The organism is Mucilaginibacter sp. (assembly GCF_025359345.1).
Taxonomy (GTDB): domain Bacteria; phylum Bacteroidota; class Bacteroidia; order Sphingobacteriales; family Sphingobacteriaceae; genus Mucilaginibacter.
In genome coordinates, this window is record NZ_JANYGQ010000034.1 from 109,547 (window position 1) to 135,484 (window position 25,938).

At 44.7% G+C, this 25,938-nt stretch carries 17 protein-coding genes; 10 read left to right on the forward strand and 7 right to left on the reverse strand.

Annotation, left to right across the window (positions count from 1 at the left end):
- Positions 1 to 191: 191 nt before the first annotated feature.
- Positions 192 to 1,691 carry a metallophosphoesterase gene (locus Q0R52_RS24420; RefSeq protein WP_295799879.1) on the reverse strand — a complete coding sequence of 500 codons (1,500 nt, stop codon included), beginning with the start codon at positions 1,689 to 1,691 and terminating at the stop codon, positions 192 to 194.
- Positions 1,692 to 2,012: 321 nt separating this feature from the next.
- Here Q0R52_RS24420 and Q0R52_RS24425 point away from each other — a divergent pair, with 321 nt between their 5' ends.
- The 4 genes from Q0R52_RS24425 to Q0R52_RS24440 all read left to right on the forward strand — a co-directional run bounded on the left by Q0R52_RS24425 (position 2,013) and on the right by Q0R52_RS24440 (position 8,420).
- The gene (locus tag Q0R52_RS24425; RefSeq protein ID WP_295799882.1) at positions 2,013 to 5,528 is read left to right on the forward strand and encodes a triple tyrosine motif-containing protein; all 3,516 of its coding nucleotides are present in this window, start codon (positions 2,013 to 2,015) and stop codon (positions 5,526 to 5,528) included.
- 454 nt (positions 5,529 to 5,982) lie between these two features.
- On the forward strand, positions 5,983 to 6,597 hold the full coding sequence (locus Q0R52_RS24430) for a sigma-70 family RNA polymerase sigma factor (RefSeq protein WP_295799884.1): 615 nt from the start codon (positions 5,983 to 5,985) through the stop codon (positions 6,595 to 6,597).
- Entirely contained in the window at positions 6,587 to 7,351 is a 765-nt protein-coding gene (locus tag Q0R52_RS24435) for a tetratricopeptide repeat protein (protein ID WP_295799887.1), read from the forward strand. Before Q0R52_RS24430 ends, Q0R52_RS24435 begins: the two co-directional genes overlap by 11 nt.
- A 307-nt stretch (positions 7,352 to 7,658) precedes the next feature.
- Positions 7,659 to 8,420: a hypothetical protein gene (locus Q0R52_RS24440; RefSeq protein ID WP_295799890.1), complete on the forward strand. Its 762-nt coding sequence runs from the start codon at positions 7,659 to 7,661 to the stop codon at positions 8,418 to 8,420.
- A gap of 22 nt (positions 8,421 to 8,442) precedes the next feature.
- Here the strand turns inward: Q0R52_RS24440 and Q0R52_RS24445 are convergent, their stop codons facing one another.
- The gene (locus Q0R52_RS24445; protein WP_295799893.1) at positions 8,443 to 11,220 is read right to left on the reverse strand and encodes a CHAT domain-containing protein; all 2,778 of its coding nucleotides are present in this window, start codon (positions 11,218 to 11,220) and stop codon (positions 8,443 to 8,445) included.
- Positions 11,221 to 11,294: 74 nt separating this feature from the next.
- Entirely contained in the window at positions 11,295 to 12,128 is an 834-nt protein-coding gene (locus Q0R52_RS24450; protein WP_295799895.1) for a hypothetical protein, read from the reverse strand.
- 217 nt (positions 12,129 to 12,345) lie between these two features.
- Here Q0R52_RS24450 and Q0R52_RS24455 point away from each other — a divergent pair, with 217 nt between their 5' ends.
- Positions 12,346 to 13,428, forward strand: coding sequence for a mechanosensitive ion channel domain-containing protein (locus tag Q0R52_RS24455; RefSeq protein ID WP_295799898.1), 1,083 nt, complete (start codon positions 12,346 to 12,348; stop codon positions 13,426 to 13,428).
- Between the two features lie 25 nt (positions 13,429 to 13,453).
- On the opposite strand, the gene Q0R52_RS24460 is transcribed toward Q0R52_RS24455, so the two are convergent.
- Positions 13,454 to 16,150: a PAS domain-containing protein gene (locus Q0R52_RS24460; protein WP_295799901.1), complete on the reverse strand. Its 2,697-nt coding sequence runs from the start codon at positions 16,148 to 16,150 to the stop codon at positions 13,454 to 13,456.
- A gap of 281 nt (positions 16,151 to 16,431) precedes the next feature.
- On the opposite strand from Q0R52_RS24460, the gene Q0R52_RS24465 reads away from it, so the two are divergent.
- Positions 16,432 to 17,241: an SDR family oxidoreductase gene (locus tag Q0R52_RS24465; protein ID WP_295799904.1), complete on the forward strand. Its 810-nt coding sequence runs from the start codon at positions 16,432 to 16,434 to the stop codon at positions 17,239 to 17,241.
- Positions 17,242 to 17,304: 63 nt separating this feature from the next.
- Here the strand turns inward: Q0R52_RS24465 and Q0R52_RS24470 are convergent, their stop codons facing one another.
- The 3 genes from Q0R52_RS24470 to Q0R52_RS24475 are packed head-to-tail and all read right to left on the reverse strand — an operon-like array spanning position 17,305 to position 18,727.
- Positions 17,305 to 18,210, reverse strand: a complete 906-nt coding sequence (locus tag Q0R52_RS24470) for a prohibitin family protein (RefSeq protein WP_295799906.1) — start codon at positions 18,208 to 18,210, stop codon at positions 17,305 to 17,307.
- Positions 18,211 to 18,219: 9 nt separating this feature from the next.
- A complete protein-coding gene (locus Q0R52_RS29400; RefSeq protein ID WP_252790065.1) occupies positions 18,220 to 18,411 on the reverse strand; it encodes a DUF6358 family protein in 192 nt (63 codons plus the stop codon).
- 1 nt (position 18,412) lies between these two features.
- Positions 18,413 to 18,727 (reverse strand): rhodanese-like domain-containing protein, encoded by a 315-nt coding sequence (locus Q0R52_RS24475; protein ID WP_252790066.1) that lies wholly within the window; start codon positions 18,725 to 18,727, stop codon positions 18,413 to 18,415.
- A 120-nt stretch (positions 18,728 to 18,847) separates the two neighbouring features.
- Here Q0R52_RS24475 and Q0R52_RS24480 point away from each other — a divergent pair, with 120 nt between their 5' ends.
- From Q0R52_RS24480 to Q0R52_RS24495, 4 genes are all read left to right on the forward strand, one after another.
- Positions 18,848 to 19,966, forward strand: coding sequence for a DUF4407 domain-containing protein (locus Q0R52_RS24480; protein ID WP_295799909.1), 1,119 nt, complete (start codon positions 18,848 to 18,850; stop codon positions 19,964 to 19,966).
- Positions 19,967 to 20,289: 323 nt separating this feature from the next.
- A complete protein-coding gene (locus tag Q0R52_RS24485) occupies positions 20,290 to 22,485 on the forward strand; it encodes a right-handed parallel beta-helix repeat-containing protein (protein ID WP_295799912.1) in 2,196 nt (731 codons plus the stop codon).
- A gap of 249 nt (positions 22,486 to 22,734) precedes the next feature.
- The gene (locus tag Q0R52_RS24490) at positions 22,735 to 24,606 is read left to right on the forward strand and encodes a PDZ domain-containing protein (RefSeq protein ID WP_295799914.1); all 1,872 of its coding nucleotides are present in this window, start codon (positions 22,735 to 22,737) and stop codon (positions 24,604 to 24,606) included.
- Positions 24,607 to 24,636: 30 nt separating this feature from the next.
- The gene (locus Q0R52_RS24495) at positions 24,637 to 25,938 is read left to right on the forward strand and encodes a M20/M25/M40 family metallo-hydrolase (protein ID WP_295799916.1); all 1,302 of its coding nucleotides are present in this window, start codon (positions 24,637 to 24,639) and stop codon (positions 25,936 to 25,938) included.

The window sequence follows — 25,938 nt, forward strand, 5'->3', positions numbered from 1 at the left end:
CGGGCGAAATATTCCCAAATTTAACTTTGTGTTAAATGGAGCTGCAAGTTGTTAAAATTATTTGAATTATCTCCTCCTCCGCTGCCGCAAACATCTCTTTTTTTTGCCGCCGCAAGACTCACGTCTTGTGGCCCGCTGACCGGTAATAAAGCGGCAAGTAACCCAGCAGCTACCCCATCGCCCCCGCAAATCTACAAACTCTCTGAAAAATCTATCTTTTTCAACGGCTGCAACTGCCCTGGCGCAGGGATAGCTGCATCCGGCACCATTACCGGGTATTGGTAATACTCTACGGTGGCCGCAGCTCCCTGTAGCTGTACCAGCGCAAAGCCATGTTCATAAAACTGGTACGTTTTTGATTTCCAGGTAACGGCGTCCGTATCTACTTTTACAATGGGGCTTAAATACGGATAGGTTGGGTTTGCTACTGTGTTGTATGCATCTTCTCCTCCCCATTCTTCGTAGCCGCTATTGCCTACCAGCCGGCCTTTTGCAAGCCCGGTTTGATTGGTATCGTCGGCAAAAATGCCCAGGATATGCTCGTGGCCCCAAAACCAGGCTACCACCTTTTTATAGTATTTGGAAAAGGCCGCCTGCAGGTGCGGGTTGATATAAGTTTTGGTTTTACTATCAATAACCGCCGAGGCAGAAAACAGCTGGTGGTGCGATAGCAGGATAGTTTTGCCGCCAAAGTTATCCAGCTTATTGGCATGCCATAATACTTCGCTGGGCTGCAGCGCCGGCGGATAGGCGTTGGTGAGGATGGTGAACACATTGCCCTCAACAGAATTTACACCGGTATCCATGCCTAAAAGCTGCCAGTTGTTTTCGGCTGTCCGCAAACAAAAATAGCTGGCTTGCTGATTGTAATTACCCAGGTTATTAGTGGCGTTCATGCCGATTACGTGCTTAAAAAAGCCCAGGCCCTCTGATAAATATTCGTGATTACCCGGGATGGAAAACACCGGTATCGGCGAAATACCCAGCCTGGTGAAAGCATCACTAAAAACCTGCGTGTAAACTTCACATTCGGCCTCGGTGCCGGAATAATAAATGTCGCCCAGGTGGATGATGAAATGGGGCTGAAGCTCTTTGATCAGCGCCATCAGCATAATTGTAGCATCCGGAAGCCCGGTGCCAAAGTCGCCGATTAACGCAATCCTGGCATTTTCGGGGATGGTTATCACGCCGAAGGTATTGATATCTTGCCCTGATTTTTGCCAGTCGATATAAGGCGAAGCTGGCTCGAAAGGGTTGGTGCGGTGGGCCAGCCAGTCTAAAGCCGCCTTTACCCAGTGTACATACGCATAATCGCTTTCCGGGAACTCCGGCGGGTGCGCTGGCACGGAAGCGTCCCTTTTTTCCAATACCGCCATCACCGCATTAAAATAAAATTGGGAAAGGTAGCCGTTTGTTAAAGCCTCGTGGCTATTGTTGGGGGCCGTTGCTATGGCGCGGTTGAACTCTTCAAAAGCAACGTCGGGAACGGCCCTGTTCTTCCTGTCGACAAAAATATTGGTGCCCAGCACCATCTTATGCAGCAGCGCCTGCGCGTGGATTTCCCCGGGGGTGAGGGCTTCTTCGGTGCAGCGGCTCACCTCGGCCCTGGAAACATTGGCCACAACTGATTGCCATAAGGCTAACGCTGCGTTGCCGGAACGCACAAAAGGAGATATTTTTGATGCTGTCATAAAAATACTGTTTAGTAATGAGCGGTTTTTAAAGAAGTGATAAGCAAAAGTATAAGACTAATATAGGTTATATTTTGTCGGTTTTGCAGTTGCAACGGTAAATAAGCAGAGTTGCGCGCCACGCTTTTATTTATCTCCCTTATCCCATATTGCCATTTCCCAATTTATTTAATATCTTTCATAAAATAAACTATAATATATTATATACTGCATTTAAACCCTAATAATGCAGTATAAATAAGGCATACATCGCTAAAAGTTTATTTGTGCGCATCCGGCAATAATAATATCTATAATATATTTTCCTGTTAACCAATTTAAATGAAAACATTTTCACTGTTAATTGTGCTGCTATTTTTCGGGGCGATATCATTCGCCCAATCGCAAAAGATCGGTTTCGAGCATTTGAATATGCGCAACGGCCTGCCATCGGAGGCTGTAGGGGACATATTACAGGATGATAAGGGATACATTTGGTTAAGCACACAAAATGGACTGACCCGTTTCGATGGCTTTCGCGCAAAAATATACCAGTTAAATACAACCAGCGACAAAAACTCGTTCGACAACGTACCCAGCGCAATGTTCCTGGATGGCAAAAAACGGCTTGTTACAGGCACTTATGGCGGAAACATTTTCCGGTATGATGCAAAGCTGGATTCGATGGTACTTGTTAGAATAGGAAAGAACCAAAGTGCAAAGGGAGTATACGCCCCCCTAACCTTTAGCGACAAATACGCTAACCTGTGGATATATTATGTTGAAAATGGGGGCATACTTGCGGCAGAACGATATGATCCTTTGACCGGCAAGACCAGGAAATTTTATCCGAAACAGGACAAAAATCATTTGTTACCAACAGGGCTTCAATGTTTCTACCGATTGCCTGGAGGTGACTTTATACTGGGTACAAAAAACGGGTTGTACACTTACGACTATCGTGAAAACAGGTTTGCCGGGCACCTGGTCCAAAAAGACTCCCTTAAACAGTTAGTTGTGCAGCAGGTGTTCCGTGAGCAGCAGGGCGACATGGTGACGTGGTTTTTAGCAAAAACCAAGAAAGACACAACAGTTACCCTTTACGGGTATAATATGCAAACCGGGGCCTTAAAACCCTATGCTACTTTGCCTGGCGCAGTAGTGAACGGCAGTTTACCGGTACCCCTGGATAAAAAAGGACGGCTTGTACTAATGACTGATAAAGGGCTGTTTTTATACGACAAAACATCCCACCAAAAAACAGACTACCCCTATCCGGCTAATGATGCGCTTGTAAAGGACCAGGGAATAAGAGATTTAACTGTTGACAGCGATAATGTTTTTTGGATTGCTACCAGTGCCGGACTACTTAGCCTTGACCCGGCTACCGGTTTGTACCACCGCTACACGGCCAACCAAAGCGACCCCTATGCACTGGGCCATAAACATGTTTTAAAGGTTTTTATAGACAGGGCCGGGGTAAAGTGGGTGGGCATGGATGAATACGGTGTGGACAGGATTGAGACGCTGCACGTGGCCTTTTCGGGCATGAAGAACAATCCGGACCAGCCAAACAGCTACCCCGAAAATACTACAGACATAGCAGCTAAGGCGGGCGGCGGATATTGGATAGCCAGCCAGGGCGGCCTTTTTGAATGGGATGGCATCAAAAACCATTTTACAAAGATTACGCCACCCGGCAAAAACAAAGATGCAAGTATTAGCAACACAATTGTTTTGGCAGACGGAACACTTTGCTACATAGACGAAAAGGGATGGAATATGTACTCCCCAAACGGCAAAATTAAAACTATTGCTATCCCCTGTAACGCGGGCACGAGAGCGATTTATAAAGACCGGCAATCGAACATATGGATGATAACCGACAAAGGAAATTTTTATCGTTTTGATATTATCACCACTAAGTTTGAACAGTACGCGTATGTAAGCCTGTCGGGGAAAAAAATAAAGCCTGACAGCCTTTCGTTTATCAATTCTTCGGAGATTTACCAGGATGGGGCAGGCACGGTATGGCTGTCTAATTCAAAATTTGGCCTGGGTGCGGTTAACGTGGCTAAAAGGCAGGTGCTTGTTTCGCCGGCACTGCAGGGCCGGGTGTTTAGCGACGTTAACAAAATGTATGAGGATAAGGCCGGAAATTTTTGGCTGGGAACGCTCGACAACGGTTTTTGGCTTTTTGACAGACGCTTGCAAAAGCTGGTAAAACAAATAAAAGACGAACAGGGCATACTGGAGAATCAAATAAGGTCTGTTGCAGAAGACAGAAGCGGCAACTTATGGATAGGCAGCCAAAGGGGCCTTATCAAATTCAATTACAAAACCGGCCGGTTAAAGGGTTATACCGTTGCGGATAATATCCCGCTGGAAGTGCCGGTAAAGCTGGCCACTGAGCCCGGCGGCAGGTTTATCTTTTTGATGTTCAACAGCCTGCTTACCTTCAACCCCGACGATATTAAGATCAACACCGTGCCACCGCTGGTACAGATTGAAAGTGTAGTTTACAGTAACCCTAAAAAGGAAAAAAGCGAACACCTGGTAAATGCATTTGCGGCTGATACTGCCACACTTGCCTACAACAATAACCAGGTTACTTTTAACTACGTGGCGCTGCATTTTGTAAACCCGGCGAAAAATAAGTACGCCTACCGGCTTGACGGCTTCGATAACAACTGGATTGAGGCCCGGACGCAGCGCTGGGTAACTTACAATAACCTCGGGCCCGGCACCTATACCTTCCGGGTAAAAGCAGCCAACAGCGACGGCGTGTGGAACAATACCGGGGCCAGCTATACCATAATAATTGAAACAGCCTGGTGGCTGCGTTGGTGGGCATGGCTGGGTTACGCGATTATTACAGCAGCGGCAATATCAGGGTTTATCGCATACAGATCGCGGAGGCTGATAGCCGTAAACAAAATATTGGAGCAAAGGATAGCTAAACGTACCGGGCAGCTTAGCGAAGCCAACGAAGAGCTGCAGGCAAAGCAGGAAGAAATTACTTCGCAACGGGACCAATTGGTGGAAACGGTAAGCAAGTTGCAGAGCACGCAAACACAGCTCATCCAATCGGAGAAAATGGCCTCGCTGGGCGAGCTTACGGCCGGCATAGCGCACGAGATACAGAACCCGCTGAACTTTGTGAATAATTTTTCGGAAGTAAGCATTGAGCTTTTGGAAGAGATGGAAGCCGACCTGAAAAACGGCGAACAGGAAGATGCCATCAGCATAGCGGCCGACATCAGGCAGAACCTGGAGAAAATAGGCCACCACGGCAAACGCGCCGATGCCATTGTGAAAAACATGCTGCAGCACTCTCGCAACAACAGCGGCGAACGAAGACCTACAAATATAAATGCGCTCGCAAACGAATACTTGCGCCTGGCCTATCACGGCCTCCGCGCCAAAGACAAAACATTTAATGCCGACCTTGTAACCAATTTTGCACCCGATCTGCCCGAAATAAATATCATAGGTCAGGATATTGGCCGTGTTTTGCTGAACTTATATAACAATGCATTTTATGCTGTACAACAAAAGCAGCTAACAGCCGGCCCGGGTTACAAGCCAAAAGTTGAGATAATTACGGTCCTCCAACCCCCTAATGGCAGAGCAGAAGCAGTAACTATAACAGTACGCGACAACGGTAACGGCATACCCGATGCCATTAAAAACAAAATAATGCAGCCGTTTTTTACCACCAAGCCAACAGGCGACGGCACGGGGCTGGGCCTGTCGTTAAGTTATGATATAGTGGTGAAGGGCCATGGGGGGAATATCGAGGTAATTAGTACAGCGGGTGAAGGAGCGGCGCTTGTGGTGACGTTGCCGATTGGATGATTTATATTCAGATTATCAGCTACTTGTATATTGTTTAAAATGCAATTATCTGATAATGAGCATATTTTATAGCGTTCCGGGTGTTCCACGTGGGAAAATGGAACGCGTTGGCGGATTTTCGGTTCCCACAAAGGCGGGGCAGGGTCGTCGCTGACAGACCCTGCGGGGACAAAAAATATTTTATTGCGCTGTTCCCTCCGTCGATATAAATCTATCAAAAATTGGAAGCCCTGATAATGAGCATGTTTCACAGCGTTCCGGGTGTTCCATGTGGAAAAATGGAACGCATTGGCGGGTGATGCGGGGGCCGGCCTTTAAATAAATTGCAAATATTACGCCGCCAGGTTTTAATGAGCATTCTCCGCCCTACCCGGTTTTTTATAATATTCAAACAAAAAAACCTACATTGGTTACAAATGTCGGTCTGGCATTTACTAATAACCGTAACAGCCATATGAAGAAAGCCGTTGTGAGTTTCTCCGATGCGGAGTTAATCGAAACGCTTAGAAATAAACATGCAACCGACGAGGTCATCCGGTTTTTGTACCGGGGCTATTACGGCTTGCTGAGCAATTACATAAGGCAAAACCAGGGTTCGGAACAGGATGCTGAAGACATTTTCCAGGAGGTTGTTGTAGCCTTTATTGAAATAGTGAAGAAGGATAAATTCCGGGGCGAAGCGGGTGTGAAGACATTCCTGTTCAGCCTTAACCGCTTTACCTGGCTAAATGAACTAAAGAGACGAAACAGGGCAAGTGCCCGCGAAGAAAAGTATGATAGTGAAAGCGATGCCGACGAAAAGGACGTGAGCCATTTGCTGGTTGAGCGCGAAGCAAAAGGGATGGTAATGGCGATGATGGATAAGCTTGGCGACATCTGCAAAAAAATACTGGTTGCCTATTATTATAATGATTTACCAATGAAGGAAATATTACTGTTGGTTAATTACGAGAATGAACAAGTTCTGCGGAACAAAAAATATAAGTGTATAAAAAACCTGGAACAAATGCTGGCCGCAGACCCTGCATTGGCCCAACGATTTAAAAGTGCATTGGCATATGGACAATAGCGAACAACCCGGAGAAAAAATTGTACAGTACCTTGACGGCGAATTGACCGGGCAGGAACTGCGCAATTTCGAAAGTGAACTGGCCGCCAACCCGGCGCTGCAGGCCGAGCTTGACAACATGGACCTGGCCCGTATCGCTATAATGCATTACGGGTTAAAGCAGCAGGTTGCCGCCGTACACCAAACCATGATGACCGAGTTGCGTAATGAATCTGCAGTACAGGGCCGGGGCAAAGTAGTTCCGCTTTTCCGCACTGTATTAAAAATAGCTGCCGCATTGTTTATTGGCGGGCTGCTATATGGCGCTTACCAATATACCACTACTACCCCTGCTGGTTTTGCAAAGGATAATTACCAGCCCTACACGGTTAGTGCCGAACGCGGTGAAGCATCAAAATCGGCAGTGGAAGCTGCCTATATCAATAATGATTTTAAAGGAACGATTACTGCTTTTGAAAAAACAGCAGCGCCAACTGTGAAAGAGCAGTTTTTAGCAGCACAGGCTTATCTGGGAAATCACCAGCCGGCAAAGGCAATCACAGCGTTTAGTGCTGTGTTAGCCAACCAGGGAGCCGCATATAAAGATGATGCCGAATATTATTTAGCCGATGCATACATCCAAAATGGCCAGCCTGCCAAAGCAAAACCGTTGCTGGTGAGAATACATGACGATACCGACCATTTGTACCACAGCAAAGTAACCCGCTGGACTTTAATTAAAGTTGATATATTGATTTTTAAGTCGGGGGATTAGTAGTTTTGAGTGCTTTAAACAAGCAATTCGGTATGGGTCTTTGCTATTAACAGGTATACTCTATGCCTCTCCGCAGTCCACATCGTATGGACATGTTTTCCAGCTCCCGCCTGGGGAAACATATCTATTAGTCTAAAAACAACAATTACAGACCATTCATTTCTTGTGCGGGTTACTTGTTCGCCAACCTTTCACTCAGATGCTATTTACCCAAAAAATCCTCGATCAAAAAAATATTAAATAAAATTTCACATCAGTGGTTACAATGTTTTTACCCGCGGCTACTAAAGATAAAAACATAGAAATTATGAAAATTACAAAAATCAAAAACAGCATCACACTAACATTAGCGTTAGCTGCCGTAGTTGGCTTATATAGCTGCAAAAAAGACGGCCTTGCCCCATCAACTACTTCGGGCGCAAAAATTTCGTTTGGCGTATCGGCAGATAAATCGTTTGCCAGTGCCGCACCAGGCACTGCGGCTGCTGCAATAACCTGGACAGCAGGTGTTGCTAACATCAGCCAGTTTAAATTTGAAGCCGTTAAAGGTGGTGTAAAAACCGAAATTTCGGCACGCGGCCTTACTAATGTCGACCTGTTTGCTATTAGTCCTGCACTGGTAGGCACCACTATCGATACCGGTACTTACAAACAAATTGAGGTTAAGCTTGAGTTTGTAAAATCGGGCGCAGCGCTGCCACTATCAGTACAGGGCAGTTTTACCGCTCCTGACGGCACGGTGGTTCCGGTTGAGATTGACGTAAACGAAAGTTTCGAATTAAAAGCAGAGGCCAACAATGTGTTTGTCGACAAAACAACCGATCTTAAATCGATAATCAAGCTTCACCTTGATAAGGTACTGGCAGGCATAACCGTTACTGATTTAGGTGCTGCCACCCAAACATCGGGTAAAATTATTATCAGCAGCACATCAAACAGCGCAATATTTAATAAAATTAAAGCCAATGTTGCCAGCGCAGGCGAAAACGAATTTGAGGGTGAACACGAGCATGCCGGTGGCGACGACAACGGACATGGCGGCAGTGGTAGTCATGGAAGCGATGGATAGGGATTAGGGGGTTCTATTGATGTTATAACCGGGGCCGCTGTATGCGGTCCCGGTTTTTTATTGTTATGGCAATTATAATCCCGGCGCTAAAAATAGCCAGTAGCCATATAAGCCAGGCGTAACTTTGTGTAGGTTTTTCAAAGCCCCCAATCAGCCGCAGGTGGGCCCAGTAGCCGGGTGTCTTTTTTGCCGGCGATATGGCATCGTCTTCCAAATAATCCAATCGTGCCTGCTGCAGGGCTTCTGTTATAGTGTATCCTTTTTGCAAATAACGGTGCAGCCTGCCCGAAATATAAGCAGTCGACAAGTCATCTGCCTTCCACATCGAGGTGATGATATTGTCGCAGCCCGCATATGAGAAAGCCCGCGACAGGCTCATCAGGCCCTCGCCTTTCACAAGTTCACCCACGCCGCTTTCGCAGGCACTTAGCACCACCAGCCGGGTCTTATCAAGCTTTAAATTGTAAATTTCGGGCTGGTAAAGTTTGTAATTGATAGCCGGTTGAGCACCGGGGTAAAATACAATGAAAGAGCTGTCGGGTTTCCTGTCATTTGCATAAGCATGTGTAGCCAGGTGTATTAACCCGTAATTGTGTGCGCCTGTTAAAAAAGCCTGCTTGGTTGCTTTCGTTCCAAATAACTCTGTGCCACCAAGCGCTTTTATTTCCTGTGCCGATGCCGGCAATTGCGCCCATTCAGCATTAGCTTTTACATCAAAAGGTGCCATGCCAAGCCTACTGCCAGACGTAGTCGTTATATTACCGCTGCCGTTTTTTAGTATTGCGCACGAATAGTTATAGGCGATGCTATAATTATTAAGCAGGTTTTCGCCCTTATCGTTCGTTAATATTTCAAACGGCAGGTAGTTCAGCTGGTCATCGGGAATGATGACCAGTTGTTTAACGCCATCAAGATAGGCCCCCGCGGGTTGCAACAATTGCCGGTATAGGTATTGCGCAACGCTTTTTAACTGCCGGTCGTTGCCGCCATCGTGAAGTTGGGCTTGCTGGTAAATGGTTGTTATCGAGGCTGGAAAATCCCTGGTAATGGGTGTCGTAAAAAAATCAAAATTGTTAGCGGTTATTAAAAAACATAGGATGTTTTTATTCCCTACATGGTACGATAGCACGGCACTGTTTTTAGGGATCACCTGCTGCAACGCCTGTATGCTGATGATTTGCCTGCTAAACTTATTGCTGCTTAAACCGGTTTGCGTCTCAATTTTTTGCTGAACTTTAATCAGGCGGATGGCATCGTCGTTAATGCTGGTTTTGAGTTTGGTTAGGGTAGCACTTTCCGTCACCCCGGCTGCTTTCAACGATGTGCGGGTAATGTCTTCCTTGAGGCGACTTTCCTGGGTTAATAAAGCAGCAGGCACGCCACTGTTAGCTTTTAGTTTCGATTCTTCCAGGTAAATGGATAGTGAGTTGGCTTTGTTTTCCTCGTCAAAAACAAAAGCTTGCTCCATATATTTTCTGTCTTTGGTGAGGCCATACAGTTGCAAACAAATATCGATTGGCTGCAGGTGCGAGGCGTATTTTTTGTCGCTTACTACTAACCGGGCCTCGTCGGTTTCGTAAAAGCGGGCAACGTGGTCGGCCAGCTTGTAGAAGGCCGTGTAGGTTTGCAACGCTGCGTCCAGGTTTTTAACGCCGGCACTTTTTTCGTAAAGCATATTAAACGCCCCCGCCTTTGCCAGCAGGGCATCCATCAGTTCAACGGTATTAAATGCGCTGTTAAAATCGACAGGGCTGGTATAAATATCCGGCTTATTAAAATCAAACAATAAATTTTCAATTGCCTGCTGGTAAAAAGTTAGCGCTTTGCCGGGTTGCCGTTTTTGCAACCAAACATCGCCGGTGTATTTTAGGGTGATGCTGTAGTCGGTGCTTTTATGGTTGCCGCTTGTTTTTGTATTTAACGCGGCCGCTTGCATTAGGTAGTTTAGCGCCTGGCCATAATCGTTTTGCATGTAGGAGGCCCGGCCGAGGTCGTTATAAAGTTTTACGTTTTCGTAATGCACCTGCTTTAAAAAGCTGACTGCTTGTCCGCTTTGCCCCATGGCCAGGTAAACCGAGCCTATATTATGTAGTAGCTTATCCTTTTCGATATTGTAAGGGAGTAATGTTTTGTAAATAGTCAGCGCTTCGGGGTATCGCCTTAACCTTCTATAGGCAAGGGCAAGGTTGTTTCTATAGGTTACCAGCAACAACTTGTCGGGGGTGGCATGCCTTTGCAGGGTCAATGCCGCCTTTTCGTAATAGGTAATGCTTTTGTTGTAGTTGCCGGTAGCATAGGCAATTACCCCAAGTGTGTTGTACAGTCGTTCAACCTGGTTTACTGCGGGATATTTTTCGGCAATAACCTCGGCTTTCCTATAAAAATATTCGGCGCTGTCCAGCTTGTCAAAACGGTAATAGCTGTTGCCACAATACACTAATGGTTCAAATAAAACAGAGTCCTTTAATGCTGGCAGTTTGCTTTTTAGGTTGAATGCTTTTTTAAAATTCAAGATGGCTTCCTTGTCCCTGCTTAAAACCTGCAGGTAAACGCCGGTAGTAACATAGGTTTTTAGAAGGAAAGCATTATCGGCATCCGATTTTTCTAAAATAGCGATGACCTTAAAAAAGTTCCCTAATGCCTCGGCATCTGTTTTATCGGATGGGTGAGCTGTATTAGAGAGCTTGTCGGCATCGTTATAAAGCTGTTTATAAGGATGCGTTTGTTTTTGGGCGATGCATGGTCGCAGGCAAAATAACAGGCCGAAAAAAATGCAGATCAAATAATACCCAAAACGCATGGATAAATATATTCAAAAAACGGATAGCGTTGTGCCACATTTAACCCATGCCCGCAGATCTGTGCGAAATAACGTTACCTGCTTACCACAATGATACAAGGCGGCCTGGTGCGGGTAGGTTTTGCCTTTGCAAACGCCACTGGTGAGGCAGAAAGAGCCAGCGATGTCATTGGAGCAAGTGCATCGCCATAAACCATGCCTTTGCGGGCGTTCAGCAAATCGGTTAAATACTGGGGAATTTCGGCTGCGGTGCGGTAGAAGTAAATCTTCACATCGAGGCCATTTGGTGCTTTGTTGCTGCCGTCGTTAATGTGGTATACCAGTTTAACCTCCTGGGTTGCGCCGGTATCAATGCCCTGGTTACGTACAGATTTTGCGAGGTTTATTTTTGCGTTACCGGCGTCGACCACTATTCCCGCTTTTCCGCAGCCTCCGTTTTCATCAAACGCCGAGCCGTTGCCTGCATCGGGAATAGCGAGTGTGTTATCGGCATTGTACACCGGGGTGGCAATGCTGTCGCCCGCGGCAAGGTTGTATATTTTATCGAGGTAATTTATCCCTGAGATAATTATAAACGATGTTTTAATCGCGCTGCCGTCTGCCGGGGTAAAGGTGACTTTATATTTAAGGCCGGTTTCGCTATTGTTCACGTCAATGTCGCCGGTAACTGCATCAAGCTGCAAACCGTCGGGCGTACTGGTATAACCGCCGGCAGCTGTATTAACGGGGTGCACCAGTACTCCCGATGCCTGCACGAACAATACCGTGTCGGCATATAATTTAGGCTTATTGACCGGCACCACCTTGACGGGCGGATTTGACTTATCCTTTTTGCAGGAAAACCCAATGCCCATTACCAGGCAAAACAATAAAAACAATAATCGCTGCCGCATTTTAATCTCCCACATATTTAACTCCGCAAGGTACTGAACGCCGTTTAATTACAAAATGATTTAAATCACACCAAAAACCGTGCTTTTTATACTTAGTAGCCGTACAAACATATAATGTAACCTTAATTATAATTTTTTTTTCAATACCTTAATTTACGCCTATTAACATAAACAGGTTTACACAGCCAACAAATTTAGATACGTTGTGTTGTGCACTAAGGTGGCTTTATTTATGAAAAACTATGTTGAAGATTGGTCGGGCCGGTTTAACCCATGGGCCTGGAATTTAATTATTGTGATATCGGCAGTGGTGATTGGTCTTGCTGTAAAGTTTATTATTAAGACCATACTCAATTACAATAAAAAGCATACCGACTACTCGCTTTTTTTGAGTGCCGTTAAAAATTTTAGCAGGCCCATGAACCACTTTGTGCCGCTTTTTATGCTGAATTTGATGGAGCCGCTGATGGTATTAACACCCAGGTACGACCTTATATTAACGCGTACTGTTGAAATAGCGTTGATTATTTCGTTTGCTATACTATTAATGAGTGCGATGAATGTCTTTGAGGATTACGTTTATCACGCTTACGATCTAAATAAAGAAGACAACCTTAGAGAACGGAAAATACGCACCCAGATTCAGTTTATCCGCAAAGTGCTGGGTACCCTGATTGTGTTTATAACCATTGCCATTATACTGCTCAGTTTTGATAATGTACGCAAAATTGGCGCCGGCTTGCTTACCGGCGTAGGTATCGGCGGCATTATTATAGGTTTTGCCGCGCAAAAGTCGCTTGGTAATTTGCTGGCCGGTTTCCAGATTGCCTTTACACAGCCCATTCGTATTGATGATGTTTTGGTAGTTGAAGGCGAGTGGGGCCGGGTGGAGGATATCACCCTTACTTACGTGGTGCTTAAGATTTGGGATCAGCGCCGTTTGATTTTACCCATCAACTATTTTATCGAAAAACCCTTCCAAAACTGGACCCGCACTTCGTCAGAAATATTGGGGACTGTTTTTTTGTACCTGGATTATAACACGCCTGTTGATGCCCTGCGTGTAGAGTTTGAACGCCTGTTAGCCACCACCGAATTATGGGACAAGCGCGTGCACGGCATACAGGTAACCGATGCAAAGGTTAACTGTATTGAACTAAGAGTTTTGGTTAGCGCCCACAACTCGTCGCAGGCGTTTGATTTGCGATGTTATATACGCGAGCAACTGATAAAGTTTATAAAGGACAATTACCCTGAGAGCCTGCCGCTTAACCGCGTGGTAGTGAATAACGATGGGTTAGACAAACAGCAATAACTCCTGCAAATACCTAAGGCCTGCGTTATTGTTGCGCCACATTCAGATCAATATGTTCTGTTTTTTTCGATATGTCTCTTATAATATTGTCCAACTCATACGCACAGGTTAACAGGTGTTCTAAAAGCTGGTTTTCCTCTTCGTTATTATTGGGAAAATCTTTTATCAAGTCGGCCAGGCCTATAATTTTTGTGAGCGGCGCTCTTACCACGTGCGATTGCATCCAGGCTATCTCCCGCAGCTTTTCATTTTGTTTTTCAACGGCGGTGATGTAGTTTAGCCGCTCAGTTATATCCCTTATTACACCAATCATCCTGATGCCGCTGCCCTTGGCATCCCGTATAATATAGCCATTGCCCTCAACGTAAGCATACTCGCCATCCGCTTTCATAAATCGGTATTCAACGCTCCAATTGCCTTGCGTAGCATCTTGCAAGGTAGCTTGTAAACTTCCCTGGGTTTTAATTTTATCGTCGGGGTGCACTTGCTGCAACCAGGTGTCGTAGGTATAGTGTTCCCTGATGTCGAAGCCAAAAAGCCTGAAAAAGCCATTGCCCCATTTTACAGTGCCGGTAAGTATGTTCCAGTCGAAAATTGCATCGTTGGTTGCTTTGTTTACATACTCAAAACGCTCGTTACTTATTCTCAGGGCTTTTTGTGCATTTTTAAGGTCCGTAATATCTAACCCGATGCATTGCACCTCAACCGTTTCACCCTTTGAATTGGTGAGGCCAATAAAGTGCCAGAGCGTTGGTTTTACACCGCCGTCCTGCTGCAGTTTATCAATTTCTACCTGGTAAACCTTGTTTGGGTTTTTAACGCATTTGTCCATAATATCCTTCACCAATTGATGATGGTATAGCTGCACGGTTAATGATGCATCGGTATCGCTAGGCTTTTTATCTTTTAAAATCCAGTCAAAGTCCTCGATATACTTTTTGTTAAAATAGGTGTATTTACCGTCGAGCCCCAACCTGATAACATAATTGGTTTGCGAGTCGGCAAGTGTCCTTAAACGTCCTTCGCTGGCCTCTAATTCTTCGCGCGTAGTTTTACTTTCGGTAATGTCGAGGCAGGCGCCTATCATTTCAAGGGGGGCTCCGTTATCGTTGCACTTTAATTTACCCCATGATTTTAAGTGCCGAATCTCTCCGCCGGGTCGTATTATACGTTCCTCAAACTCAACGTCGTTTTTGGTTTGCAGGACATTAGCAATGGTATTATACACACGCTGCCGGTCGTCGGGATGAAGCATTTCCTGGTATCCCTCAAACGTTGCTTTAAAATTGGTTTTATTTAAACCGTAAATGGCATAAAGGCTGTCCGACCAGCTTACCACGTTATTCTGAACATCCCAGTGCCAGTTGCCGAAATGCGCCAGTTCTTGGCTTTGCGTCATTAATAGGCTGGTTTCAGCTATTATTTCGGCATTTTCCCTGTTCTCCAGTATAATTTTCAGGATAGCCGTAACCCGTTCAATAACCTTCAGTTCTTCCTCATCAGGCTTTTTAGGCTCGTTGTAATACATGCCCAATGTTGCCATAACTTTACGGTCCGAATTAATAACCGGATACGACCAGCAGGCCCGTAAATCATGGGCAAGCGCCAGTTCCTTATAGTCTGCCCAGCGCGGGTCGGTTGCAATATCGCTAACTATTACTTTTTTTCCCAGGTAAGCAGCAGTACCGCATGAACCTACATTTTCATTTATGGGGAGATTTTCTATCGCTTCGATATATCGCGTCGGCAGCGATGGCGATGCCCAATTATGCAGCCGGTTGTTTTTAACCTGCAGGATAGAACAAAGCATCTGCGGGAACAGCGCCTCAATTCCCCTAAGGTAATAGGCAAGTATTTCCTGTACCGGTGCCGTGTTTTTTGAATTTAGCTCCAAAACGTTTTTCTCTAAATTCTCGAGACTGCTGAGGCGCTTGCTTGCAGTTATGTCCAGCATCAGTCCCCGCAGCCATTTTTGTTTTGTGCCTTCTTTTATTACCGAAACAATATCCTTTATCCAAACGGTGCCGCCGTCTGCTTTCACCATCCGGTATTCAAACGAATAGCTTTTTGCACCCCGCGACTTTGTGTTGTAATAGTTCAAAACTTCGTCCCTGTCGCCGGGGTGAATATGGTTTTCCCAAAAGCTGGGCTGCCCCAGCCATTCCTCAGGCGAAAATCCCAGGATTTGTTTTGCGTGATCGCTTACAAAGGTAAACTGCAGGGTGGTGGCATCGGCCTCCCAAACTATCCCCTCAATAGTTTGCAGCAGCGAATAAAATTGGTTGCGCGACTCCGTTAAGGATTGCTCCGACTTTTTGCGTGCGTTAATGTCGTGCGTTAAATCGGTAATGGTGCGAACAATAAATATAACTTTGTTATTATCGTTTACAATGGGGATATGATCTATCTCCCAATACCTTGTCTCCCTATCCCGGCCATCATTACCGGGTATCTCATATTTCCGGAGCGGAATTTTATCAGGTTTATTCAGGGCTATTACTTTTTCAAGCGATTCCGTCCATCCGGGTATCTCATAATACCTGTTGCTGTAAAAAACCTCGAAAAACCCTTTGCCTATGCACTCTTCGCGTGTAAATTCTTTCAATTTCAGATAGGCATCGTTTACATCAACTATTGAAAATTGCGGGGCATCCGGAAGCAATATCATTACCGGGGATGGCAAGGATTTAAATATTTCTTTCAGATATTTTTCATTTATCATACATCTATCAGGTTCAGGCAACAGCGTGATAAAACAATCAATCTTAAACTATTCATATCGGCATCAGCTACGTTAAAATAGGGTTACTAAAAATACATATAATTAGTTGATTGATAATATCTCCGGAGGTATATTTTAAAAAGTTATATTTTGACCCCTACACGCTGGCAAGTCATTTTAAAAAACAATTTTTCTACTTCCTTATTAATTTGCATTTTTACGCATCTCCGGTGAGCTTCCCGGATGTTAAACTAAAAATCAACATATCAAGTAGTAATAAAATGGGTAAAGTAATTTTGGTAACCGGCGCTTCGTCCGGCATAGGTTTGGCTTGTGCAACTGCTTTACAGGCAAAGGGCCATACAGTTTATGGTTCATCGCGCGATTTAAAACGCATGAAATCAGTTTCATTTAAACCCATTGAGCTTGATGTTACCGATGACGCCTCAGTAAACGCCGCCATCGATAAAATCATTAAGGCCGAAGGCCATATTGACGTGTTGGTAAATAACGCAGGCAACGGCGTTACCGGCCCGGCCTATGCCATGCCCGTTGAAAGCGCAAAAAAACAGTTTGAAGTTAACTTTTTCGGTGTAGTGCGCGTGAGCAGTGCCGTATTACCACATATGATTGCTATAAAAAGCGGCTTGATTGTAAATATCAGCTCATTAGCTGGATTATTCGGCTTGCCATACCAAAGCATGTACAGCGCATCAAAATATGCTATCGAGGGTTACTCGCAAAGCCTGCGTATGGAATTGCGCAATACAGGTGTTAAAGTAACGCTAATTAACCCCGGTGATTTTAAATCGGACTTTACCCAAAACCGCGAAAAAGTTCCTTTCCCGATAAAAAACGAAATGTTGGAAAAGGAATACAACACTGCCGTTGCCGCAATGGAGAAAGACGAGAGCATTGGCGCTAATCCCGAAGTTATCGGCAAAAAGCTTTGCCAGATAGTTGAATCATCAAGCCCGGCTCACCGTTACCTGGTAGGTGCATTTGGTCAGACCATCGCCCCGACGCTGAAAAGCATTTTACCGGGTGGTTTGTTTGAGAAGCTGATGAATGACCATTACGGGATAAAGTAAAATATGGAGTAAGATTTGACAACTTTTTGAAAGTTGTCAAATCTGCTTAAATCAAAAAAAGCTCTACTTATCACTCAACATTATCGGGTTACCACCTTTACCACCCATAATAATAATCTTGGTATTTGGCGATAACGCAATATCCCGCTGCGCTAAAATAGATTGGTATTGAAGTTGTTTGTCGGTTAAGCCTGTTGCCAATATCTTTTGATAATCGGCAATACCCTGGGCCTCCACGCGTTTACGGTCGGCTTCCTGGCGCTCCTTTTGTAGCACAAACTGCATTTTCTGGGCTTCCTGTTCAGCTTGTATTTTTGACTCGATACTTGCCCTAACAGTTGCTGGCAGTGTAATATTACGCACCAATATTTGCTGTACCGATAAACCGTTTTTGGCAAAATTGTCGGTGATGGACTTGTTGATTTTAAACTGGAACTCTTCGCGCTTGGTTGAGTAAAGATCCACAGCTACATAATTTACCGCGTTATCACGAATAGAGGTGCGGGTAACCGGGCGAACAATCTTATCCTCGTAATTAACGCCGATATTTTGATAAATATAAGGCGCTTTTGAAGGAATAACTTTGTATAAAACTGAAAGGTCGATGGTAACTTCCAAACCGTCGGACGATAAAACCCGGATGGCATCATCGCCCTGGATAGCGCCTTCGCCGGTTTTGGCGCTCATTGTATAATTTTCAGTCTGGATGCTGAACGTAGTAACATCAACAAATGGATTAATAACGTGCAGGCCGCTTTCTAAAATGCCATCCTGCACCTTACCAAACAGTGTTTGGACCCCAACTTTTCCGGGATCGATTATTTTTATCGACGATAAAAGTACTCCCACTAAAATAACCAAAACCGCCACTTTATTAATAGTACCGGCGAAGCGGTTGCCTGGTTCAGGGCCGCGTTTAAGCACTATGCCTACTACAAGCATAATGATACCTAAAATTGCAATAAGCATAATTGAGAGCTATGGGTTTTTTTGAGCCTTTTTTACTTCTTTTAAAAGCCGGACCTTAAGCACTATAAAGATAGCAATAATTGCCGCTGCGGGTAATAAATATATGTAGTGCTTGTCGGAAATGCCATAGTTATAGCCGGCAATTAAGCATATAAATATGCAAACATTGTACAGCGTATTTAAAAATAACTTGCCTGCCATGTTAGTACACGTTAATAGTAGGGTCAATCTGGTCGGCCCAGGCTAAAATACCACCCTGCAGGTTATAAAGATTGGTAAAACCCTGCTGCTCCAATTGCATAATGGCTGCAGCACTTCGTTTGCCGCTACGGCACATTACTACTACGGGTTTGTCTTTAGCGATTTTTTCACTCTCGATTAAAACGCCGCCCAATGGAATCGACAATCCGCCGAGGTTGCTCATTTCGTATTCAAAATCTTCCCGCACATCAATCAGTTGAAAATCTTCGCCTTTATCTTTTTTGTCTTTTAGTTCCTGTACGCTAATTTCTTTCATGTTTTTGATAATTGTAATGGCCAAAGGTAATTGTTATACTTCAAATATTTAGGTCTGCAATTTGTAACATTCAAGGCCTTACGGCGTTTCATATATGTTTGCAAACAGATAATACTATTGATGAAGAAAGTTACGCGTTTTTTCTGGTTTTGTTCCGGAGCACATATAGGCACTTTAAAAAAATACCCCCTCGAACATAATAAATACGTAGGCATAGGCGCCACTATCTTTTTTACCGCATTATTTGCCTCTCTATCAGGCGGATATGCCATGTATTTTGTTTTCGCCGGCAACCCGGCCGCCTGGGTTTTCGCCATTTTATTTGGCCTGATATGGGGCACCGCCATTTTCAACCTCGACAGGTACATTGTATCAAGCATTGATAAAACGGGCACCACTAACCAGCAGATATTACAGGCATCGCCCCGTATTTTATTGGCAATAATGATAGGAATTGTAATATCGCGCCCGCTTGAACTGAAAATATTTGATAAGGAAATCCGCCAGAAACTAAAGACAGCCTACCTTAAAGGCCAGCACCGTAAAATAGATACGCTTACCAAAACCTACAACGATAAGTATGCGATGGAACTGCGTAAAAATAATGAGTTAAAACGGGAAAAGGATTCCCTGGAAAGCGACATCACCCAATCGCGCCAGCAGTTAAACCAGGAAGTTTTTGGCGAAAAAAACGACCAGACATCGGGCATTGTAGGCTATGGTACCTATGCCAAAGGGAAACAAGCCGTATTGCAGGAAAAGGAAGATCGCCTGAAAACGGTAATGGAAAACCAGGGAAAAATGGAAGATTACCTGAGCCGCCGTAAAGATTATGAAGGGGTAAATGACACCCGCCTGTTTAACGAGCATCAGCTCGACAGTTTATCAAACGTAGCAGGCTTTAGCGATCGCAACTGGGCATTGGGGCAATTATCATACAACGAAAACGGGACAAGGGATTTAGACACCTATTTGGCCGAATCATTCATCAGCTGGTTGTTTATTTTGTTTGAATGTTTGCCGGTGTTTGTGAAGCTGATGTCGCCGCGCGGAGCTTATGATGTGGCTGTTTCAAAAATCAATGAGGCGGACGAGTATTATGCCGAAAGGGACAAAGAACGACATATACGGGTGATAGACGAAGTTTATGACCACCGTTTGGAGCGGGATGTTGATAAGGAGAAAAAGATTATTTCGGCACAGTCTGACTATGATGTTGAGCGGCATAGTTACGATTGATTTAGGTTGTAAGAGTTGTAATTGTTAGGGCTGTGCTTACACAAAGCGTTCCATTTTTATACGCGGAACACATGGAACGCAATGAAACATGTTGATTATCAGATGTTTCATTTTTTGAATAAATTTAGAAAGAACTAAGTAGCCGATAATTAAGCAGCAGGCCTTTATATCGAACTTGCTTTAAATTCAGGAAAATCTTCAAGGCCCAACGGGCCGCAATTCATCAGCGCAGGTCGCAGGCCTGCGGTCAAAAGGCCCAAGATGATATTTACCCAATGTGTTTATTAGATAGATTACCTTAAATTGCCGGATATTTTTTCGCCATGAAGCAATTTAAAAATATCCTTTTTTTTCTTTTTTTGTTGATTTGCGTTTCGACAATCCAATCGGCGTACGCACAAACCAAAACCATCGCGCTTTATAAAGGAATTATCATCAAACATTCCGTAATCGTAAAAAAACAGCTTTACCATTTTGAAGGTACTGATTCATTATCGATAGCCCCTGTTATTATTGAGGGCGAGAATATCACCGTAGATTTCAACGGCGCCGTAATTGAAGGCAGCACAGATATCGAAAACCCGGATAAATTTAAAGGTACCGGCGTTATTATAAAAAGCGGCAGCCACATCACCATAAAAAACTTAACAGTAAAAGGTTTTAAAGTGGGACTGATAGCGCGCGGTATAAAACGGCTAACCATATCCGGCAGCGATTTTAGCTATAACTATAAACAACATTTAAACAGTACCCGCGACCGCGAAGACCTTGCCGACTGGCAAAGTTACCATCACAATGAACATGACGAATGGCTGCGCTACGGCGCGGGCATTTACCTGAGAGGTTGCGACAATTTTGTTGTGGGTACTACTACGATTACCAACGGGCAATGCGGGCTGATGCTTACCGGTTGTAATAACGGGATAATACACGATAGCAACTTTTCATTCAACTCGGGTGTGGGCATCGGAATGTATCGCAGTAGCTGGAACAAAGTGTTGTTTAATCGTATTGATTGGAATGTACGCGGCTATAGCGATGGCGTTTATTACCGCGGTCAGGATTCAGCGGGCATACTTTCATTTGAGCAATGCAACAATAATTTAATTGGCAACAACTCGGTAACGCACTCAGGCGACGGATTCTTTTTGTGGGCAGGCCAATCAACCATGGATACCGGGCAAGGCGGCTGCAATGACAATATTCTTTATGCCAACGATTTCTCGTATGCACCGACCAACGGGGTTGAGCTTACGTTTAGCCGCAACCAAATAATCGACAATATCATTCACGACTGCTGGCACGGGATATGGGCAGGGTTCAGCTACAATACCGTTATCGCCAATAACGATTTTTCAGGCAATATATCCACCATTGCTATTGAGCATGGCATGGATAATACCATTGCCCAAAACACCTTTAATGATGAAAAGATTGCCATTGAGCTATGGTCGAACCCGAAAAGACCAAAGGATTTTGGCTATCTGCAAAACCGCGATACCCGCAGTGTAAACTATCTCATCAGCGACAACGTGTTCACCAATGTAAAAAAGGTGTTTAATATTAATAACACAGTTGATATTAAGATAGTCAGCAACAAGCTAGCAGGCAGCGTGATGCCACAGAAACTTGATTCGACAACCAGCAGTGTTTTGTTTGATAAAAACGGCGAACAGATAATACCGGTTATTAATGATAAGTACAAACCAGAACGGGCAAAAGGATTGATTAAAGGGCTGACCTTTAACTCCAAATTCCCGAAAGGACGCAAATACATCATGATGAACGAATGGGGCCCATACAATTTCCGCTACCCCATTGCCTGGTGGCAAAAAACAGATAGCGCCGGCAAAATATATTTAGATATGATGGGCCCGGCCGGCAAATGGAAAATTGTTAAAATGAAAGGGGCTTCGAACCCTTCAGCTCAAAACGGCGAATTTCCGGCTAAGCTTGCCATTCAAAAAGATACAGCCTCATTAACTGATATTGATGTTGAAATGGAATATACCGGCGCGGCGGTCACTTCCCCCTTCGGTGTAAAATCTAAAGCCGGGGCACCATATCTATTCCATTATCGTGAGTTTAATGCGCCCACCCAATGGCAAATGCAGTGGTTTGCTTTTGACGATACCAACGAGCCCTTAAAACATGAAGACGAATTTAAAAAGCTGATTGGAGGCTCCCCGGCAAAAACCACTACAGGCAAACTACTTGCCGATGTATTTGGTAAAAACTTCGGCAAAAACATCGCCAGGCAAAAAATAGCCACCGTTTCAACAACCGAAATTAATGTGCCTGCTGCCACTTACCGTTTAGGCATAAGCGCATCTGAGCTTGTTAAATTATACGTTGACGGCAAGTTGGTTATTGAAAACTGGGACCCCGCCAAATTAAAGAACGACGAGGACAATCATAAAGATGCCATTATCAAACTAAGAGGCAGGCACACCATCCGAGTTGAACAGGCGCAGTACGGTGATTATGGGATGCTGAATTTCAGGTTGGAGAAGATGTGATTGGTTATAAAAGTTGTAGTTGTTGTAAAAAATAAAATGTCTGTCGTTTTTTGCCGTAGGGGCTTATCATATAAGCCCTAGCCAATATGCAGACTGGGATAGTCAATTAGGGGCTTATGCAATAAGCCCCTACGATATTGATTTCCGTCTTTCGGACTTTACTGACTTTCCCAACTTTCGGACTCCTCTCAACTTTATTACATAACTTTTTCCCATATAAATAGTAATTTCATCGCTTTAACTGACTGTATGAAGAAACTGTTTTTAATACTTGCTGCCGGATTTATGGCAGCCGAAGCTATGGCCCAGCAACCTGTCCGGCCTATATTTTATTCCATATCGTTCCCTAACGCGGCCCACCACGAAGCAGAGATAGTGATATTTGTGCCGCAGGCGCCTGATGGCAAGTTTAATGTGAGGATGAGCCGCTCATCGGCCGGACGTTATGCCACGCACGAGTTTGGCAAAAACGTTTACAATGTTAAGGCCACCGACGGCAAAGGCAAGGAACTGCCGATAAAACAAATTGAGGGCGATGTTTACGAGGTTGGCTCGCATCCCGAAACTGTAAAAATTTCTTACACCCTTTTTGCAAACCATACCGATGGAACCTACGCCAGCATAGACGCAAGCCACGCGCACCTGAACATGCCTGCGGCCTTTATGTGGATACCCGGCCAGGAAAAACGCCCCGTCCAGTTCCAGTTTAATGATTTGGACAAGTACAACTGGAAAGTAGCCACCCAGCTAAAGCACGAAAACGGAAATGTTTACAGCGCCCTTGATATGCAGTATATGATGGACAGCCCAACAGAGCTTTCGGACTATAAAATAAATAGCTGGGATGTAAAAAACACTGACGGAAAGACCGAGAAAATAAACCTCACCATTCATGCAGATGATAGCCAGGCGGTTGTGGATAACTTCGCAACCATGGTACAGAAAATGGTACTTGAAGAAAAGGCGGTTTTTGGCGAATTACCTGCATATGATTATGGCGAATACACCTTTTTAGATGATATACACCCAACTGTTTCCGGCGACGGCATGGAGCACCGCAATTCCACCTGTATAGTGCAGCCAGCTGACAAGCTCCAGGGTAACGAAGTTTGGTTATTGGGCACGTTTTCGCATGAGTATTTCCACAGCTGGAATGTAAAACGCATCCGCCCGAAATCGTTGGAGCCATTTAATTTTGAGCATGCCAACATGAGCAGCGAGCTTTGGTTTGCCGAAGGTTTTACCCAATATTATGGCGAAATGCTGCTGGTGCGTTCGGGGTTCCAAAAAATTGACCAGTACACGGGCACTATTGCCGGTCTTGTAAATGCGGTATTAAATAAACCGGCATCAAAAAATTATACGGCACCCCAAATGAGCCGCTACTCGGTATTTGCAGATGCTGGGGTTTCTATCGACCCTAATAACAACAACAACGTTTTTACCAGCTACTATTTTTACGGCGGCGCCATTGCGCTGGCCTTGGATTTACGTTTACGCAGCGATTTTAATTTGACATTGGATGATTATATGCGCACCGTTTGGCTAAACCGGGGCAAGGTAATGAAGCCTTACACCATCCCCGACTTGCAAGCCGACCTGGCACAGGTAACCAAAAACCCAAAGTTTGCGGCTGATTTTTTTGGCAAATACATCAACGGGCTTGATAAAAACGACTATGAAGGTTTGTTAGCCAAAGCCGGATTAATATTACGCAAAATGGCACCGGGCAAGGCATGGGCCGGGCCGTTATCGGTAGTGCAAAACCGCGGCAAAGCCGGCGTAGCCAAAACAAACGGCGAAGCCGGTTTGCCTATCCTGGCAAGCACTGTGCAAGGCACTCCTGTTTACAAAGCAGGGCTAGATGCCGGCGACGTTATTCTTAAAGCCGATGGCAAAGATGTAACCGATGCCAAATCATTTACCGATGTTGTGGCAACAAAAAATATCGGCGATAAGCTGGTGGTTAATTACAAAAACCGCACCGGCGAGCACGAAACAACCATAGTATTAGAAGAAAACCCAACTCTTGAAGTGGTTACAAACGAGAAGGCCGGGAAAGAATTAACAAAAGAACAGGAAACTTTCCGTAACAACTGGCTATCATCAAAGGTCAAATAAAAAATTAAACTTAAAACTAACGACTCATCAATGAAAAAAGTAACGGCGGCATTAGCCCTACTGGCAGTATCTTTCTATAGCTACAGCCAGGACGTAAATAAACTAATTAACCAAAACGAGGTTGAACAAGTTATCAAAACCTTATCGGCCGATGATATGCAGGGCCGTGCAACGTTTACCCCCGGCATTGAGAAAGCTGCGCAGTACATAGAAGGACAGTACAAGCAGGCTGGCCTGGTACCCTTAACAGGTAACACAAGCTTCCGCCAAAATTTCACCCAGACGCGGGTTACCGCGCTTAAAACCCTGGCAAATATCAACGGTAAACTGATACCGCAGGATAGTGTTTTTACCAGTTCGAGCGCCACGGCGTTTAACTGGACCAACAACAGCGATGTGCAGATAGTTAAACTGAGCGCCGACAAAAACTTTCGGAACGAATACATGGGCTATGCGCAAAGCGGCAAAAAAATGCTGATTTTGGTTGACCCTCAATTCACTTCTATTTTCCAAAACCTAAGAAACCGGACGCTGAAAGGCGGCATCAACAATCAGCCAAACGATGCGCAACAGTTGGTATTTGTGCTGGGCAACCATGATGATATTAAGTCTTTCGACGTAAGCTATACCGGTAAATCAGAAAAGCTGGCCTTATTTAACATAGTGGGAATGATTCCGGGCAAAACAAAACCGGATGAGTCGGTTGTATTTTCAGGTCACTACGACCATTTGGGTATTATTAAACCCGTAAAAGGCGACAGCATTGCGAATGGTGCCGACGATGACGCATCGGGCACCACAGCTGTTATCACGCTGGCCAAATACTACAAAAAGCTAAATAATAATGCCCGCACTTTAATTTTTGCCGCATTTACCGCCGAAGAGATCGGCGAGTTTGGCTCACAGTATTTTGCAACAACTGTGGACCCTGATAAAGTAGTGGCTATGTTTAATATCGAGATGATTGGCAAAGCATCCAAATTCGGCGAAAATTCGGCTTTTATTACCGGCTTTGAACGGTCGGATTTTGGCACCATCCTGCAAAAAAACCTGGAGGGCACCGCCTTTAAATTTTACCCGGATCCGTACCCGGCACAAAACCTGTTTTACCGTAGCGATAATGCTTCACTGGCAGCAGTCGGCGTACCGGCGCACACCATATCAACAGATCAAATTGATATTGATAAGCTTTACCACACCGTTGGTGACGAGTTTAGCACATTGGATGTAGCAAATATTACATCTACCATCCGGGCAATAGCTTTGAGCTCGCGAGGCATTGTATCCGGCGCTGATACACCAAAAAGGGTGCCTAAGCTAGAGAAAAAATAA

Excerpts from the sequence above, each read along its gene's own strand:
- Q0R52_RS24420 (WP_295799879.1), bottom strand. The coding sequence starts at position 1,691 with ATGACAGCATCAAAAATATCTCCTTTTGTGCGTTCCGGCAACGCAGCG.
- Q0R52_RS24470 (WP_295799906.1), bottom strand. The coding sequence starts at position 18,210 with ATGCTTATTGCAATTTTAGGTATCATTATGCTTGTAGTAGGCATAGTG.
- Q0R52_RS24455 (WP_295799898.1), top strand. The coding sequence starts at position 12,346 with ATGAAAAACTATGTTGAAGATTGGTCGGGCCGGTTTAACCCATGGGCC.
- Q0R52_RS24445 (WP_295799893.1), bottom strand. The coding sequence starts at position 11,220 with ATGCGTTTTGGGTATTATTTGATCTGCATTTTTTTCGGCCTGTTATTT.
- Q0R52_RS24490 (WP_295799914.1), top strand. The coding sequence starts at position 22,735 with ATGAAGAAACTGTTTTTAATACTTGCTGCCGGATTTATGGCAGCCGAA.
- Q0R52_RS24435 (WP_295799887.1), top strand. The coding sequence starts at position 6,587 with ATGGACAATAGCGAACAACCCGGAGAAAAAATTGTACAGTACCTTGAC.
- Q0R52_RS24485 (WP_295799912.1), top strand. The coding sequence starts at position 20,290 with ATGAAGCAATTTAAAAATATCCTTTTTTTTCTTTTTTTGTTGATTTGC.
- Q0R52_RS24480 (WP_295799909.1), top strand. The coding sequence starts at position 18,848 with ATGAAGAAAGTTACGCGTTTTTTCTGGTTTTGTTCCGGAGCACATATA.
- Q0R52_RS24440 (WP_295799890.1), top strand. The coding sequence starts at position 7,659 with ATGAAAATTACAAAAATCAAAAACAGCATCACACTAACATTAGCGTTA.
- Q0R52_RS24475 (WP_252790066.1), bottom strand. The coding sequence starts at position 18,727 with ATGAAAGAAATTAGCGTACAGGAACTAAAAGACAAAAAAGATAAAGGC.
- Q0R52_RS24450 (WP_295799895.1), bottom strand. The coding sequence starts at position 12,128 with ATGTGGGAGATTAAAATGCGGCAGCGATTATTGTTTTTATTGTTTTGC.
- Q0R52_RS24430 (WP_295799884.1), top strand. The coding sequence starts at position 5,983 with ATGAAGAAAGCCGTTGTGAGTTTCTCCGATGCGGAGTTAATCGAAACG.
- Q0R52_RS24425 (WP_295799882.1), top strand. The coding sequence starts at position 2,013 with ATGAAAACATTTTCACTGTTAATTGTGCTGCTATTTTTCGGGGCGATA.
- Q0R52_RS29400 (WP_252790065.1), bottom strand. The coding sequence starts at position 18,411 with ATGGCAGGCAAGTTATTTTTAAATACGCTGTACAATGTTTGCATATTT.
- Q0R52_RS24460 (WP_295799901.1), bottom strand. The coding sequence starts at position 16,150 with ATGATAAATGAAAAATATCTGAAAGAAATATTTAAATCCTTGCCATCC.
- Q0R52_RS24465 (WP_295799904.1), top strand. The coding sequence starts at position 16,432 with ATGGGTAAAGTAATTTTGGTAACCGGCGCTTCGTCCGGCATAGGTTTG.
- Q0R52_RS24495 (WP_295799916.1), top strand. The coding sequence starts at position 24,637 with ATGAAAAAAGTAACGGCGGCATTAGCCCTACTGGCAGTATCTTTCTAT.